This window comes from Mycobacterium sp. OAS707 (assembly GCF_014873705.1).
GTDB lineage: Bacteria > Actinomycetota > Actinomycetes > Mycobacteriales > Mycobacteriaceae > Mycobacterium.
In genome coordinates, this window is record NZ_JADBDS010000004.1 from 1 (window position 1) to 15,162 (window position 15,162).

The 15,162-nt window shown below is 64.9% G+C and carries 14 protein-coding genes; 11 read left to right on the forward strand and 3 right to left on the reverse strand.

Translation table 11 applies throughout. From position 1 onward, the window contains the following. Both GGC64_RS24955 and GGC64_RS24960 read left to right on the forward strand, forming a co-directional pair. Positions 1-705 (forward strand): DUF3375 family protein (locus tag GGC64_RS24955; protein ID WP_192725284.1); only part of this gene is annotated, 705 nt, incomplete at its 5' end. Positions 706-759: 54 nt separating this feature from the next. Next, complete coding sequence (locus GGC64_RS24960) at positions 760-1,161, forward strand: ester cyclase (protein ID WP_192725285.1); 402 nt, start codon at positions 760-762, stop codon at positions 1,159-1,161. Positions 1,162-1,175: 14 nt separating this feature from the next. Here GGC64_RS24960 and GGC64_RS24965 read toward each other — a convergent pair whose 3' ends face one another. Then, complete coding sequence (locus GGC64_RS24965) at positions 1,176-1,967, reverse strand: DUF4239 domain-containing protein (RefSeq protein WP_192725286.1); 792 nt, start codon at positions 1,965-1,967, stop codon at positions 1,176-1,178. A gap of 112 nt (positions 1,968-2,079) precedes the next feature. On the opposite strand from GGC64_RS24965, the gene GGC64_RS24970 reads away from it, so the two are divergent. The 5 genes from GGC64_RS24970 (at position 2,080) to GGC64_RS24990 (ending at position 6,016) form a co-directional block, all read left to right on the forward strand. Beyond that, entirely contained in the window at positions 2,080-2,562 is a 483-nt protein-coding gene (locus GGC64_RS24970) for a hypothetical protein (RefSeq protein WP_192725287.1), read from the forward strand. A 208-nt stretch (positions 2,563-2,770) separates the two neighbouring features. Continuing rightward, positions 2,771-3,472 carry a DUF4194 domain-containing protein gene (locus tag GGC64_RS24975; RefSeq protein ID WP_192725288.1) on the forward strand — a complete coding sequence of 234 codons (702 nt, stop codon included), beginning with the start codon at positions 2,771-2,773 and terminating at the stop codon, positions 3,470-3,472. A gap of 153 nt (positions 3,473-3,625) precedes the next feature. Continuing rightward, positions 3,626-4,591, forward strand: coding sequence for a metal-dependent hydrolase (locus GGC64_RS24980; RefSeq protein ID WP_192725289.1), 966 nt, complete (start codon positions 3,626-3,628; stop codon positions 4,589-4,591). Then, positions 4,588-4,776 (forward strand): ferredoxin, encoded by a 189-nt coding sequence (locus GGC64_RS24985; RefSeq protein WP_192725290.1) that lies wholly within the window; start codon positions 4,588-4,590, stop codon positions 4,774-4,776. Before GGC64_RS24980 ends, GGC64_RS24985 begins: the two co-directional genes overlap by 4 nt. Before the next feature lie 4 nt (positions 4,777-4,780). Next, a complete protein-coding gene (locus GGC64_RS24990; RefSeq protein WP_192725291.1) occupies positions 4,781-6,016 on the forward strand; it encodes an NAD(P)/FAD-dependent oxidoreductase in 1,236 nt (411 codons plus the stop codon). Between the two features lie 5 nt (positions 6,017-6,021). On the opposite strand, the gene GGC64_RS24995 is transcribed toward GGC64_RS24990, so the two are convergent. Continuing rightward, complete coding sequence (locus GGC64_RS24995) at positions 6,022-8,232, reverse strand: MFS transporter (RefSeq protein ID WP_192725292.1); 2,211 nt, start codon at positions 8,230-8,232, stop codon at positions 6,022-6,024. An 87-nt stretch (positions 8,233-8,319) separates the two neighbouring features. On the opposite strand from GGC64_RS24995, the gene GGC64_RS25000 reads away from it, so the two are divergent. Together GGC64_RS25000 and GGC64_RS25005 are read left to right on the forward strand one after the other, a co-directional pair. After that, a complete protein-coding gene (locus tag GGC64_RS25000; protein WP_370582311.1) occupies positions 8,320-8,883 on the forward strand; it encodes a TetR/AcrR family transcriptional regulator C-terminal ligand-binding domain-containing protein in 564 nt (187 codons plus the stop codon). 166 nt (positions 8,884-9,049) lie between these two features. Next, the gene (locus GGC64_RS25005) at positions 9,050-12,412 is read left to right on the forward strand and encodes an ATP-binding protein (protein ID WP_192725293.1); all 3,363 of its coding nucleotides are present in this window, start codon (positions 9,050-9,052) and stop codon (positions 12,410-12,412) included. A 17-nt stretch (positions 12,413-12,429) separates the two neighbouring features. On the opposite strand, the gene GGC64_RS25010 is transcribed toward GGC64_RS25005, so the two are convergent. Continuing rightward, positions 12,430-12,897 carry a VOC family protein gene (locus GGC64_RS25010; RefSeq protein WP_192725294.1) on the reverse strand — a complete coding sequence of 156 codons (468 nt, stop codon included), beginning with the start codon at positions 12,895-12,897 and terminating at the stop codon, positions 12,430-12,432. A gap of 139 nt (positions 12,898-13,036) precedes the next feature. On the opposite strand from GGC64_RS25010, the gene GGC64_RS25015 reads away from it, so the two are divergent. Both GGC64_RS25015 and GGC64_RS25020 read left to right on the forward strand, forming a co-directional pair. Then, positions 13,037-14,164, forward strand: a complete 1,128-nt coding sequence (locus tag GGC64_RS25015) for a saccharopine dehydrogenase NADP-binding domain-containing protein (protein ID WP_192725295.1) — start codon at positions 13,037-13,039, stop codon at positions 14,162-14,164. 184 nt (positions 14,165-14,348) lie between these two features. Beyond that, the gene (locus tag GGC64_RS25020; RefSeq protein ID WP_192725296.1) at positions 14,349-15,161 is read left to right on the forward strand and encodes an alpha/beta hydrolase; all 813 of its coding nucleotides are present in this window, start codon (positions 14,349-14,351) and stop codon (positions 15,159-15,161) included. Position 15,162 lies beyond the last annotated feature (1 nt).

Genomic DNA, 15,162 nt, shown 5'->3' on the forward strand with positions numbered 1-15,162 from the left:
CGCATGATCAACGACCCCGACCAACGCGCCGAGTTCGAAGCCGACGTCGCCGCCGTCGCCGAAGCCCTGCCCGCCCTCGACCCCGCCCTGCGCAAGGTCATGGCCGGCTTCTTCGAACTCGTCGGCCACCAGATCGACGAAGTCGAACGCATCCAGCAGCGCTGCGCCCAACGCGTCAAACGCTTCACCGCCTTCGGCACCATGGAACAAAGCCGCGGCGTCGCCCGCCAACTCAACGACGCCATCGGCGCCGCCCGCGCCCTCCTCAAGTCAAGCTTCACCGACTCCCGCCTCGACATCGACGTCCCGCTGGCCCGCCACGCCATCAGTTCCATTGGGGCCCTTGGCTTCCGGATCGGCGACCTGTCCAACCCCAAGCCCGCCAAACCCGGCGACACCGAAGTCGACCTCACCAGCTTCGCCGCCCTCACCACCCAGGTCGACGCCCCCGCCATGTCCGACATGCTCAACCACGCCATCACCACCGGGCCCGTGAGCCTGCCCGACGCCGTCGCCATGCTCGACACCGCCTACCTCGGCCACGTCATCGTGCTGTGGTCCTGGGCCCTCAAGCAGCCCAACCCCGACGACACCGAGTCGGCCACCGTCCGCTTCCGCTCGCTCGACGGCCGCGACCGCGAAATCGCCGTCCCCCGTTTGACATTCACCGAACCCATCACCACCCTCGCCAGCGCTGTGTCATAACCGCATACGTCCAAACCCCCACGGCGGCGGGACGACAGGGGGATCGTTGGCTACATGCGATCAACCAAGATTGTCGACGCCTTCTGGGATGAGGTCTGGAACGCGCACGACCCCGATGCCGTCGACAAGTTCGTGGCCGACGACGTCGTCATCGAAGCGGGCGGCCAGGAAATCACTGGCAAGGAAGACACCAAGAACTGGGTCAAGCAGTTTCTCGACCATGTCGACGACCTGCACGTCGACACCATCGAGACCTTTCAGGACGAGGACGGCACCCGCGTCAGCTCCCGATGGGTCCTGACCGGGTCCAACAACGGCATCCTCGGCACCGAACCCAACGGCAAGCCCATCGCGCTCACCGGCACCGCCGTCTGGACCATAGAAGACGGAAAGCTACAGCGCGGCTGGGTCGAACAGGCGTCGTTCGAGCTGTATCACTACCTCCTCGCGAAGTAGCGGCCAGCGCCGGCTTAGGTCCCGCGATCGATCGAGTCGAAAACCGTCAGCGACTGCTCGAACGGTTCGGACGTCACACCCAACTGGTTGCCGAACGGATGGTCGAGCCAGAACACGACGAACAGCAGCAAGCCCAGCAGCACGGCGACCGCGCTCAGCAGCCCCAGATGCGCCCGCGTGCTGCCCAGTCGCATGAAACCGCCGAGCCCCAGCAGCACGACACCACCGAAGAGCAACCCCGTCCACAGCAGCCCCGGTATTCGCGGCTTGGCGTCCAGGATTCGCTGATTGCGCTGTGACGCCAACGTGCCGAGCTGGTCTAGAAACTTCTGACTGATCGGGCTCGACGCGACACTGGACTTCTCGCTGCCCAGCAGTCGGTACATGTCGTTGAGTGCGTCTCGCGCGCTTTCGGTTCCGGTGCGGGCGCGTATAGCGCTCGCCCATTCGGGCCCAGAGACCGCGTCTGCGTACTTGCGCAGCAGCACCCGCATCTGGGTCTGCTCCGGCACCGGCATGCCGACGGTCTGGCGGTACATCGTGATCAACGTCGACGCCTCGTTGGACACATTGGTCTCCGCCGACGAGAACTGCTCCCACGCGACCACGATGACGAATCCGAGCAGCGCGCCATACACCAGGCCGACACACGTCAAGAACGGCGATAACGCTCCGTTGTGTCCCTCGCTCACCAGGTCTGGCAGCGTGCGGTTCGCCAGCCACACGGCCGCGGCCGCGACCGCCACCGCCGCGATAAGCGACAGGGCCAGCAGCACCCACAGACCCGCGATCCCGAAGTCGCCCACGGCTTACCCCCACATGTCAGAAGCATCTGGATACCCCCAGTACACGCTCGTTAGTCGCTCCGAGGCTGGCGAATCGGCCGTCTGCCCACGTAGCCGGTGGTAGGGAGGACGAATGGATCTTGCGAGTTGGAGCGTGGGCCTTGCGCTCATCGTGCTGACCATCGCGATCCATACCACCGCGGTGGTGGTGATGGCCTTCGGTCTTGAAGCCAGAATTCGGGTCCGTGCCGACAAGCCCACGGCCGATCGGCTGCGCGCGGTCCCGACGATGATCGGCCACATCGGCGCTGTCGCGCTGATCTTGGCCGCACTGCACGGCGTCGAGGGCTTCCTGTGGGCCCTGGCGTATTGGGGCCTCGGCGCCCTGGACTCGGTAACGGATGCGTCCGTCTACGCCCTGGCCACCATGACGACGTTCGATGTACCGGGATTGGCGGTGCCCACCCGGTTCCAGATGCTGAGCGTGCTGCAAGCCGTGAACGGTGTGCTGCTGTTCGGCATCAGCACGGCGTTCCTGTTCGCGGTGCTACAGGTCCAATGGCGGCTGCTGTCTCACCGCTACGAATTAGTGGCCGACCGCCAACTCAAACACTGAGCTGCTGGCAACATAAGCCTCAGATTTCACAGCGGCACCAGCGGTCGCCGAACGATCGCAATGTCCTTGGGAGCGGCGGCATTCCGCTGACGTCGGCAAATGCTGACGCGTCAAATTTCTGCGCCGACACGACCCCGTCCCGGGCCGAGGATGTCGGCGCGGTGGCCTATGTTGGGGCGTCCGACCAATTACAAAGCGAGGAACGCAGGTGACCACGACCGACCAGGACGCCGACTTCGCTGCTTTTTCCGATCTTCCCCAGGTCGACCAGAGCGCGCGCCCGCCCGTCCAGCGTCGGCCGCGTTTCGACGGCGACGTCTCCGAACTGCCCGACCGCGCCTGCTGGGCCCTACAGCACCTGCTCACCCGCCGCTACATCAGCGCCGAGGCCGACGCCGACGTCTACAGCTGGGTGCTCGAGTACCGCAAAGAACTGTCGGTCCGGCTCTCCGAACTCGACTTGCTGCTGCGCATCGTCGACGGCACCGACGTGGCCTTCGTCGAACAGGCCCGCTACGAATCCGCAAGGGGCATCAAGCTTTTGCGCCGCGAGCCGCTCGGCACCTACGACTCGATTCTCGCCCTGCACCTGGCCCAGATGATGCGCGCCAACGCCGGTCAGGCCGTCGTCATCAGCCGCGACGAGATGCACGGCTTGTTCTCCGGCGTGCTCAACGACACCGACCGCGACGCCGTCACCTTCGCCGCCCGCATCGACGGCGCCATCGCCCGCCTCACCGGCCTGGAGATCCTGCGCAAGACCCGCGACGACGAGGACAGCTACACCATCTCCCCCGTCATCACCGCCGTCATGACCGCCTCGGTCATCACCGAACTCCAGCAGCAGTTCGAACAGCTGCTCAACGGCGGCACGCCGGCAGAAGAAGAGGTCGAGGACCCGGACGACTGAACCGCTGCGACAGCCTGGCAGCTGACTGACGAAAAGCTGTGAGAGAGGGCATGTTTCCGCTGTTCAAAATCCGGTACCGCGGGTACGCATAACTGGCATCCAACCCGGGTAGCCGACGGACACCGACACCGCCGTCACATCCGGGGAGAGTTCATGCCAGAAGTCCAGTTGCACCACGACGGGCATCCGATGTATCGCCGCATGGTCCGCTTCGACTGGTCGCAGACACCGCTGCACTGGGTGCCCGACGACCCATTCACCACGCACATGATCAACGTCCTGCACCTCCTGCTTCCCGAGGGCGAACGCCACTTCATCAAAGCCGTTCTGGAGGCGTCGTCACTGGTCGAGGACCCAGAGCTGGAAGCGGCCATCAAACCATTCGTCCAGCAGGAGTCCTGGCACGCCTGGGCGCACCAGGTCGTGCTGGACCATCTCGCCGAGCAGGGCATCGACACCAAGGCCTACACCGACCGCCTCGGCCGGCACCTGTCGGCCATGCTCGGTGATCCGCCAAAGTTCTTCCCGCCCCCGCTACGACGGTGGTGGCTCTATCGCCGGTTGGCCGACGTGGCCGCCCTCGAACACTTCACCGCGATGCTGGGGCACTGGGTGCTGAAGAACCGCGCCCTCGAGCAGGCCGGTGCCGACCCGATGATGCTCGACCTGTTGCGCTGGCACGGCGCCGAGGAAGTCGAACACCGCTCGCTGGTCTACGACGTCTATCAACACGTCAGCGGCAACTACTTCATCCGCGCCTTCTCGATGCTGATGACCACGCCACTGTTCGTCGGCTGGTGGATCGCCGGGGCGCGCTACCTGATGGCCGCCGACGCGACCATCGACCAGAAGTGGCGCTGGCGCGATTGGACGCGGGCCGCACGCCAGGGTCTGCTGCCCGGGTGGTGGACGCTGCTGCTGTCCGCGCCGCTGCGCTACCTGCGGCCCGGCCATCATCCCAACCATGAAGGCGACACCCAGATGGCCATCGACTACCTCGAGTACTCGCCGGCCGCCAAAGCCGCGCGCGAACGCGCTGGCAAACAGCAACGACCCCAGGGCGCGGAGATGACCAGCGGCCAGCAGATCGCCGACACGAAAGAGGTTGCAGCCCAATGAAAGTAGCAGTCGACCTTGACACCTGCGACGGCAACGGCGTCTGCATGAGCATCTGCCACGAAGTGTTCGACGTCCGCGAAGACGGCCTGCACGTGCTCGACGACCATCCGAGCGATGACCTGCGCCAACAGATCATCGGTGCGCAAGTGTCGTGTCCCACCCAGGCCATCACGGTGGAGGACTAGCCGCATGCCTACCGACCTTCACGACATCGTCGTTGTCGGGGCGGGGATCGCGGGGATGCGCGCCGCGGAAACGCTGCGGAAGGAAGGCTACGACGGTGCGCTGACCATCGTCGGCGACGAATGGCACGCCCCCTATCACCGTCCGCCACTGTCCAAGAAACTGCTCAGCGGGCAGATCCAACGGGCAGGCATTGACCTGGCTCCCCAGTTCGATCTCGACGCTCGCGTCTTGCGCGGTGCGTCGGCACGCAGACTGGATCCGTCGTCGCGCACCCTAGAACTCGACGACGCCGGCACGCCACTGTCGCTGCAGTACGACGGCCTCGTCATCGCCACGGGCGCCACCCCGCGCGCCTGGCCCGGCGGCGAGGTGCCCGACGGGGTCATGCTGTTGCGCACGGTCGACGACTGCCTTGCCATCCGCGAGCGGATTTCCGGCCGTCCCCGCGTGGCGGTGGTCGGCGGCGGGTTCATCGGCGCGGAGGTCGCCGCGACCTGCCGGATGCTCGGCCTCGACGTCACACTGATCGAACGCGGCGACGGTCTTCTGTTCTCGGCGCTTGGTCCCGAAATGGCCTCGTGCTGGGCGCAATTGCACAAGATGCACGGCGTCGACGTGAGGATCGGCGCACACGTCGACACGTTCACGGGTAACGGACGCGTCGAAGGCGTGCGACTCAAGGACGGTTCACAAATCGCGGCCGATCTCGTCATCGTCGGCTTGGGCGTCACCCCGGCGACCGAGTGGCTCGACGGGTCCGGACTGCCTATCGACGACGGCCTCGTGTGCGACGCGACGGGAGCCGTCGAGGGCGGCAGCGGCATCGTCGCTGCCGGTGACGTCGCACGCTGGTGGCACCCGCGCTACGAGCGCCACCTGCGCGTCGAACACTGGGACCACGCCGGGCGCCAGGGCGAGGCGGCGGCAAGGACACTGCTGGCCGAACCCGGCAACGCCGACACATACGACCAATTGCCGTACTTCTGGTCCGACCAGTACGACGTCAAGCTCCAGATGCTCGGCGTGCCAACCGATTACGACGCTTTCACCGTCGTCGAGGGGCACCCGGAAGAGTGGGTGTTCACTGCCGCCTACGGCCGTGCCGGCCGGACCATCGCGGTGCTGTCTACCGTTCCAGGACGCGTGCAGGTCTATCGCAAGGCGATCAGTGACGGTGCAGCCTTTCCTCCTCGGGCAAGCGGCGAAACCCCTACCGAGACATACGAAAACGACACCTGATCGTCTCAAAGATTTTTGCTTTGAAGCCAGGCGCGGATGGCCTCAACGAGCTCGGCCTTTCGTTCCAGTGGGAGCCAGTGTCCCGCAGGAAGACTCGCCACGGTGAGGTCTGTGCAGGACGCGCGCATCGGATCACCTTGGCGATTGCCGGTGATGCTGCAGATGACATCCCATTCACCGTTGACGAACAGGACAGGGTGCGACAGGAGGCCGCCGTTGGGAGCGGTGGCCGCGTAGGCGACGTTGGCTTCGTCGTTCGTGTACCACGCGCAGGGTGGGCCAAAGCCATGAGTCTCATAGGCCTGCACCAGCGCGTCGAAGTCCGCTGGAGGCCACAGCGCTGGGTCGGGTTCAGTCGGCGGAGCACGGTGCGCGGAACCGAAACGGCCTCCGTTGCGCGTGACCACCGCGGTGGGCGACGGAGTTCCGATGGCATCCGGATTGCCAGGCCGATAGATCGAGGCAAGTGTTGCTGCGCGATCGGCGTCGAGGTCGGCGACCGCCGCGCCGAAATTCGTTGTGTAGTAACGGTAGTAGTCCCACTGGCCATCTGGATGCTGATCTATCGGGTATATCGTTCGGTCGACTAGTGACACGAGCGTGGCCAGACTGTTCGCCCTTGGGAAGTATGCCCACGAAGTCAAGACGATGCCGCGGCAACGCTCGGGTTCGTGGGCGGCCATCGCACCCACGACGATGCTGCCCCAGTCGTGGCCAACCCAGATCGCAGCCTCGCCGCCAAGGTGGTCATGGAGCTCTGCCATATCCGTTACCGCTGACTCGATGGTGTAGGCATCGTTGAGTGTTGGGACAGACGAGCCGCCATAGCCGCGTAGATCGGGAGCGATGCAGCGCCATCCATCGGCCGCGAACGCATTCATCTGCGCGCGCCACGTCAAGCCCATTCCCGGCCAGCCGTGCAGGAAGATCATCAGCGGTCCGTCTGTCGGCCCGGACTCGAGGTAATGGGTCGTGTGACGAGGCGTTCCGAAATGGCGCGAAACCAGTGTTGAGACAGTGTCCGGCCCACTGTCAGTTCCGCGCCGCGCCTGAACGGCGGCTGCGACCATCGCGACGACAACGAGAGCGACTTCCAACGCCCCGTATGTGACCGCTGTTGACTTCAGCCCGAATCGTCCTACTGCGAACCCGGCAGCGAGCGCCGGCACACTGAATGCGAGGTAGCTGATGATGTATGTCGTCGCAAAAACCTGCCCTCGCTGGGCGATCGGCGCCGCCTCGCCGAGCGCGTTGATGGCGTATTGGAATGCCGCGCCGAAGCCCAGCCCCGCGATGACCGATCCGACCACGTAGAGCGGCAGTGAGCTCATCAACATCGCTGCGACAGTGAGCAGGACACCCAGCATGAGACTTACGTAGCCGAACCACTGGCGCCGTTGCGTGGCAAGGACTGTCGAGACTACGGCGCCCACTGTTCCCGCGGCGAAGAGAGCTCCTATCACGATGCCGACGACGAAATGACTGTGTAGGTGAAGGACGGTGCCAAGTACGGACGAGCCCAGCGACAGATACAGCCCCGCGAGCGCCCACGTCGCGGCGATTGACGGCACAAGCGCTAAGAAGAGCGGTCGCGTGCTGCGCGGAAGGGCGATGCTCGGCCGAAGTGATCGCCAGATCGATTCCCGCGATGTCGACTCAGGGCGAGAGCGTTCGGGCATGAACCACACGAGCGCGCCGAGGAACAGATAGGCAATGGCGAGCACCCAGAACACGAGTTCTGTTGGCAAAGGGGCGAATTCAACCAGAGCGCCGGAGAGAACCGCCCCGATCACGATTCCTAGCGAAGGGACCGCACTACTGACGATCGAGCCGCCCCGCGGGTTCACTGCCGAATCGATGATCATGGCCGTGGTGGTAGCGGTCGCAGCGCCGACGGCGAAGCCCTGCACGATGCGCGCAATGATCAGGTCGACGGGACCGCCTGAATTCGCGAACAGCAGCATGCCCAGCGTGAGAAGCACCAGGCTGCCCGAGGCGACAGGACGACGCCCAACCCGGTCGGACAGCGAGCCGACGGTAAGCAGCGCAGCGAGCAATGCGAAGACATAGACGGCGAAGATCAGCGTCAGCGTGAACGCGGAGAAGCCCCACATCTGCTGATAGACGGGGTAGAGCGGGGACGGCGCCGCGGCGGCGGTGAGTGTGGCGGCACCGGCGGTGCCGGCAACCAGAAACGACATTCGACGGCTGAGCACAACACTCCCCTAAAGAGAATTTCTTTGCTTTTAGCACACTAGGGCCTCGGCCTTGCTTAAAGCAAATATTTTTGCTTATGATCTGTCGTGTCGCAGAGGGCAGCCGCGAGTCGTCCAGGAGGGCGCAGCAGTCGGGTGCTGACCGCGATCTACACGGCGGTCGGCGAGCTCGTCGGCGAGGGTGCCGACAAGATCAGCTTTCCCCTCATTGCGGAACGGGCCGGTGTCAATCCGACGACGTTGTACCGGCGTTGGAACGACGTCAACGCACTGCTCGAGGAGGTTGCGGTCGCTGCCCTGACGCGAAGCTCCGAGTCACCGCCCGACACCGGCTCTTTGAAAAAAGACTTGATGGAGTGGGCGGAGATCATCGCTCGCGACATCACCCGCCCGGAGCGCACCCGCTATCTGCGCGCGACGGTGTCGGCGCGCCTCGAAATCGTGTCGCGTTGCCCCGTCATGGAGACGCGTCGTGAGCAGGCGTTGGAGATGGTGCAGCGCGCCCGCGAACGAGGCGAGAGCACCCCGACCGTCGCCCAGATCCTCGACCACGTCATTGCCCCGCTCTACCACCGCGTCGCGTTCGCGCTTGAAGTAGAAACCGGATACCCGCGGCAACTTGTCCGCGACGTACTCGCCATGGCCCGTTGAGTCAGTTTCGACGATCCTCCTGAGTCTCATCAGCCTCGTGTTTCGCACTAGTTCAATCAGCTCACAGCGTCGCGCCAGCCAGGCCCCGACACTCCCCCGTCGCACCCAAGATCTGTCGTCCCCGTGCCCTATGTTGGAGCGTCGATGAGAACCGAGGAAGCCTTTGATGACGACTGAGCAGTTTCACCTGTCCCGACTGCAGGTCATCAACTGGGGCGTCTTCGACGGCTACCACTCCATTCCGTTCAGCAGCGGCGGCGCACTGATCGCCGGCGCCTCCGGCAGCGGCAAATCCTCACTGCTGGATGCCATTTCGCTCGGCTTCCTGCCGTTCAACCGCCGCAACTTCAACGCCTCCGGCGACAACACCGCCGCCGGGTCGAGCGCGGGCCGCCGCACCGTCGACAAGTACGTTCGCGGCGCCTGGGGCCAGCGGTCAGATGGCGGCACCAGCCGGGTGATGTATCTGCGCGGCGACGGCACCGCCTGGTCGGCGGTCGCGGTCACCTACGCCAGCGACTCCGGACGCACCGTCACCGGCCTGGTGCTCAAGTGGCTGACCGGTGAGTCTCGCAACGACTCCTCGAGCCGCTTCGTGCTCGGCGACGGCGACCTCGACATCGAGGACGTCTGCAACCGCTGGGCAGCCGGACGCTTCGACGCGGGCGTCTTCAAGGAGGACTGGCGGTTTTCCACCAAGGTCGAGTCGCAGTATCTCGCGCAGTTGTACGCCACCATCGGCATCCGCGCCTCCGACGCCGCCCAGCAGCTGCTCGGCAAGGCCAAGTCGCTGAAAAGCGTTGGCGGACTTGAGCAATTCGTCCGCGAGTTCATGCTCGACGAACCCGACAGCCTGGCCCGGCTGCCCGAGGCGCTCAAGCAGATCGATCCGCTGGTCGAGGCCCGCGAGCTGTTGGCCGTCGCGCAGAAGAAGCGCAAGATCCTCGGCGACATCGAGACCATCCAGCAGCGCTACGCCTCCGAGTCCTCGGACCTCGGCATCATCGACCTCGTCGACGCGCCGATGGTGCGCGCGTACACCGATCACGTCCGGCTGGCGCAGTGTCCCGCCCAGATCGCGACGCTCGACGGCACCATCGACCAGCTCGAGAACGAGTACGAGGACGTCACGCGGTCGCTGAATCTGGCCAAAGCAGAAGCGGATTCGCTCAACGCGCAGATCAGCGGCTCCAGCGCCAACATCGCTCCGCTGCAGTCGCAGGTGACCGCCGCCGAGACCGAGGCCGAGCAGGTCGAGCGCCGTCGCGCCGCCTACGAGGACCTGCTCAACGCGCACGACATCGAGATCCCGGACACCGCCGACGAGTTCTGGAACCTGCGTGAGGACCTGCTCGCGCAGGCCACCGAGATGCTGGCCAAGGTCGAACGCAACCGCGAGGCGTCCACCGACGCGGAGTATGCGCAGAAGTCCGCCCGCATCGCCCGCGATGACGCTGCCAAGGAACTCAAGCGTGTTGAGCACGTCGGCTCTGCGCTGCCGGAGTTCGCGCTCGCGATGCGCGACCACATCTGCGCTGAGGTCGGTGCCGACGCCAGCGAGTTGCCCTACATCGCGGAACTTCTGGATCTCAAGTCCGACCAGACGCGCTGGCGCACCGCGGTCGAGAAGGTGTTGCGCGGCGCGGGCCTGCGGCTGCTGGTGCCCGACCAGCACTGGGAGAAGGTGCTGCGGTTCGTCAACGAGACCGACATGCGCGGCCGGCTGCAGCTGCACCACGTGCGGGCGAAGTACCTCGGCGCCGAACCCGTCGAACCCGAGCCGAATACGTTGGCAGGCAAGCTGTTTGCCGTCGATCCTTCGCATCCCTGCGCCGCCGAGGCCGTCGACGTCATCACCAACGCCGGTGACCACGTCTGCGTCGACACTCCCGACGTGTTCGACCGGTTCCGCCGCGCGGTCACCGACACCGGGCTGTACAAGGACTCCGACCGGCTGGCCATCAAGGACGACCGGCGCCCCGTCAAGCAGTCCGAATATCTGTACCAGGGCGACGTCACGGCCAAGATCAACGCGCTGACCGTCGAGCTGGCAGCCGCCGAGGAGGCCTACCAGAAGGCGCGGCGGGTCGCCGACGACATCGCCGCGCAGCGCCAGCAGTGGCGCGACCGCGCGGCGGCGTGCAAGGCGATCTGCGAGCAGTACCCGCAGTGGAGCCAGATCGACACCGAGACCGCCGACGGGCACGCCGAGCGACTGCGCGAGCAGTACGAGCTGCTGATGGCCGAGAACCCCGACCTCGATGCGCTCAACGCCCGCGCCGACGAATGTTGGTCGCAGATACAGAAATTCATGACGCGTCGCGGTGCGATCCAGATCCGGCGGGACGCCCTCGATGAGCGCCGCACCCGGCTGATGGAACTGGCCGAGCGGCTGTCACCGGCGTTCGTGTCCGAGCCGCTGACCGAGTTGTTGAACCGCTACGCCGCTGCGCTGCCCGTGTCGTTGGAGTTGCTCGATCCCGAACCGCACCGCGACGCGTTGTTCACCGCGATCAAGAAGGAACGCGAACAACTGCGTGAGAGCCGGCGGCGCTCGTACGACGAACTGGCGCGCATTCTCAACACGTTCGACACGTCGTTCCCCGACGCGATCCCGAACGACAGCGATGATTTCGATGAGCGCGTGCACGATTACGTCGCGCTGTGCAAGCACATCGATGAGCGCGAACTGCCCGAGGCCTACGAGCGAATGATGCGGCTGGTCACCGAGCAGGCGCCGGACGCGATCCTGACGCTGCACCGCGTCGCCGAGCAGGAGGCGCGGCGGATCAGCGACCAGATCGACCGCGTCAACACGGGTTTGGGCGCGGTGGAGTTCAACCGGGGCACTCGGTTGACGCTGCGGGCGACACCCAGGCATCTGCCCGCCGTGGCCGAGCTGACCGAAATTGTGCGGTCGATCTCGCGGCGCATCGCGGAGGTCGGGTTGGGCGACAAGCAAGCGATCCTGGACCAGTACGCCGACATTCTGCGGCTGCGCAACCGGCTGGCGTCGACGGCGCCGGAGGACAAGGCGTGGACGCGCGATGCACTGGATGTGCGCAACCGGTTCACGTTCGACTGCGCGGAGTGGGACGTGGCCAACGACGAGTTGATCCGCACGCACAGCAATGCTGGCGACAACTCCGGTGGTGAGCAGGAGAAGCTGATGGCGTTCTGCCTCGCCGGCGCGCTGAGCTTCAACCTGGCCAGCCCCGAAAGTGCCGACAACAAGCCGGTTTTCGCGCAGCTGATGCTCGACGAGGCGTTCAGCAAGTCCGACCCGCAGTTCGCGCAGCAGGCGCTGCAGGCATTCCGCAAGTTCGGCTTCCAGCTGGTGATCGTCGCGACGGTGCAGAACGCCACCACGATCCAGCCCTACATCGACAGCGTGGTGATGGTGTCGAAGACCGAGCCGACGGGCCGCAACGCCCGCCCGGTCGCATCAGTCGCGACGAGGACGATCTCGGAGTTCACCTCGCTACGACGAGAGATGCGGGCCAAAGACCGGGTGCCTGCCGGGGTGTGACGCTCTGATCGTGGCTTCTAGTTCGAGTCTTGCGCATAGGCTTCCAATTGCTTGAGCTTCTCCGGGTCGAGATAGAGAAACTCCCATTGGATGCCGTCGGGATCGGCGAAGTCGAACATCGAGCCCATACCCTGAGCGGTCCGGATTTCCGACCGTTTGACCTTCTGAAGGTCGAGCCAACGCGTCCACCGTTGAAGATCCTCCGACGACTGAGCAACTAGCGCGAGATGGTCTAAGCCGGTGGAGGTTGGGTCGAACTGGGCACCCCCGTTGCGGCTGTGCTCATAGAGATCGATTATCAGCGAACCGATTACCACGACAGCCATGCGGCCGGAAAACGCGGGACTGTCTCCGTCGTACGGGATGCGCGCCAGTATTGCTCCGAGGACATCACAGTAGAAACTGATGCTGCGCTCGAGATTCGCCACTGACAGTCCAAGATGGCTCAGGCCCACTTGGTCGGGACGGTCGAGTGTGCGCTCCATGGAGTAGATGCTGCCACTCGGGCTACGGCGATCGAAGTTTTTGCAATGGGAATCGAGCTTGTCCTCGGTTGACTCATTGCCCTGCCCAGCACTGCGACAAGCCGGATAGTAAACGTAGCGACGAAGTGGGGGACCGGAGATGGCGCAACCCTCGGCATCTGAACTCAGCGTCCTGATCGTCGGTGGATCGGGCCTGGCCGGCGGGCGGATCGCCTCCGCGCTGCTGGACTGTCCCGACGTCTCTGTCGTGTTGGCCGCCCGCAGTGCAGCCCCGCTCCAGCGAGCCGCTGCGGAACTGGCATCGAAACACAACGCTGACCGCATCTCCACGACGGTCGTCGATGCCACGGACCCGGCTAGCTTGTCGCGTGCGATCGACGGCTCACAAATCGTCGTAATAGCCGCCCACGTCAAGGAATTCGGGGCCGTCGTCGCAGAGGCCGCCATCACCGCCGGAGCCGACGTGGTATCCATCAACGCCTCGCGGACACCTCATCCCATGGAACCGCTTCGGGCTGACGCCGAGAGGTCAGGACGCTGCCTGGTCACCGACGCCGGAATGTCACCAGGCCTGCCGGCATTCTTGATGCGCCTCGCCGGTGGTCGACTCGATCGAATGGAGACCGTCTTCGTCGGTGGCGCTGTGAGCAATCCAAACGGCTGGCCCCCTGACACGACAACAGAGATCGTCGAGGAACTCCCCCACCTCGAACCGCTCCTGTGGCGCGACGGATCATGGCAACGGCGCCGCGTCGGCGGCGCCCTCGACGGACGATCATTCGACCTAGGGCCGGCATGGGGCCGTCGACGCTGCTCCCTACTGTTCGCCGAAGAGCTGCGCGACATCCCGCCGCTCTTCCCGTCACTGCGTGAAGCCGCCAATTTCGGCTCAGTGAACCGCTTCGTTGATTCTGTCGCGTTGCCAACGGCGTTGATGACCATGAAGGTCGCGCCTAATAGGGTGCGTGAGCCCGCGAGTCGGCTGCTCAGATGGGGCATGCGGAGTTTCGCCCGCCCACCGTTCGGCGCGATCTTGGTTGTCGAGGCCACCGGTGAGGTCGACGGCGCGCCCGGCCGAATTCGTGTGAGCGTCAGCCACGAAGACGAGTACACGGCCACCGGCCTCGTAGTCGCCGCCTACATTTCGCAGTGGGCGGACCCACAGTGTCCTTCGGCGCGTACGCCGGGCCTGCATCCGATGGGCCTGATTGTTGAGCCCGAATCGTTCCTGCAGCAACTCGCGAAGCGGGGCTTTGGCATCGCCTAGAGGCTCGCCTATTTCGAAACGGCCGTCAGTGCAGCTAGGGCCTGATTATCTGACCGCAGGCCGTCTCCGGTGTGGCTGGCAATCGATTGAGTTGCAAGTCGCGCGGAACTCGTTCAATCGGGATTATCGCCTTCTGCGCACCGCTTACCATTTCGGGGGCAATCTTGATCGGGGGGACGGACCGATGCTCGAAATTGTCGACAGAGGGTCTTGCACTGACGCTCATCCGACGCCGCTGTTGTTTGTCCACGGCGCATGTCATGCGGCGTGGTGCTGGGACGAGCATTTCCTCGGCTTTTTCGCCGACAAGGGCTATCGTTCGGTCGCCCTGAGCCTGCGTGGCCACGGCGCAAGCTCCAACTCGAAACCACTGCGCAACTGTTCAATTGCCGACTTTCTCGACGATCTGGTTTGTGTGGCCGGCAGCCTTCCAGCGACACCCGTGGTGGTCGGTCATTCGCAGGGTGGCTTCGTGGTGCAGAAGTATTTGGAGTCACACCGTGCGCCTGCCGCCGTATTGCTCGCGTCCACCCCACCTCAGGGTGCAGCTGCAGGGCTCGCCCGATCTGTTGGAAGCCAGTTGCGCATGATGGCACAGCAGCCGTGGCTCAGTGCAAAAGCCGTAATGACCGGTAGAACGCCGCCTGCCGTGGAAGTCACCGATGCGCGGGTTCGCGATGTGTTCTTTTCGCCGGGAACGCCCGGCGCCCTCGTCACCCAATATATGGAGCGCCTCCAAGCGGAGATAAGCGCACGAGCACTTCTCGACATGATGTTTCTGAATCTGCCCAAGCCACAACGGGTAACGACGCCCATGCTTGTGCTCGGTGCACAACGCGATGGCAGCGTTACCGAACGTGAACTGCACGCCACCGCGCGCGCCTACCGCACACGGGCAGAAGTCTTCCCCGACATGGGGCACGACATGATGCTCGAGCCCGGATGGCAGTCAGTCGCCGAAAGAATCGACAGTTGGCTTGGCGGCCAAGGACTCTAGC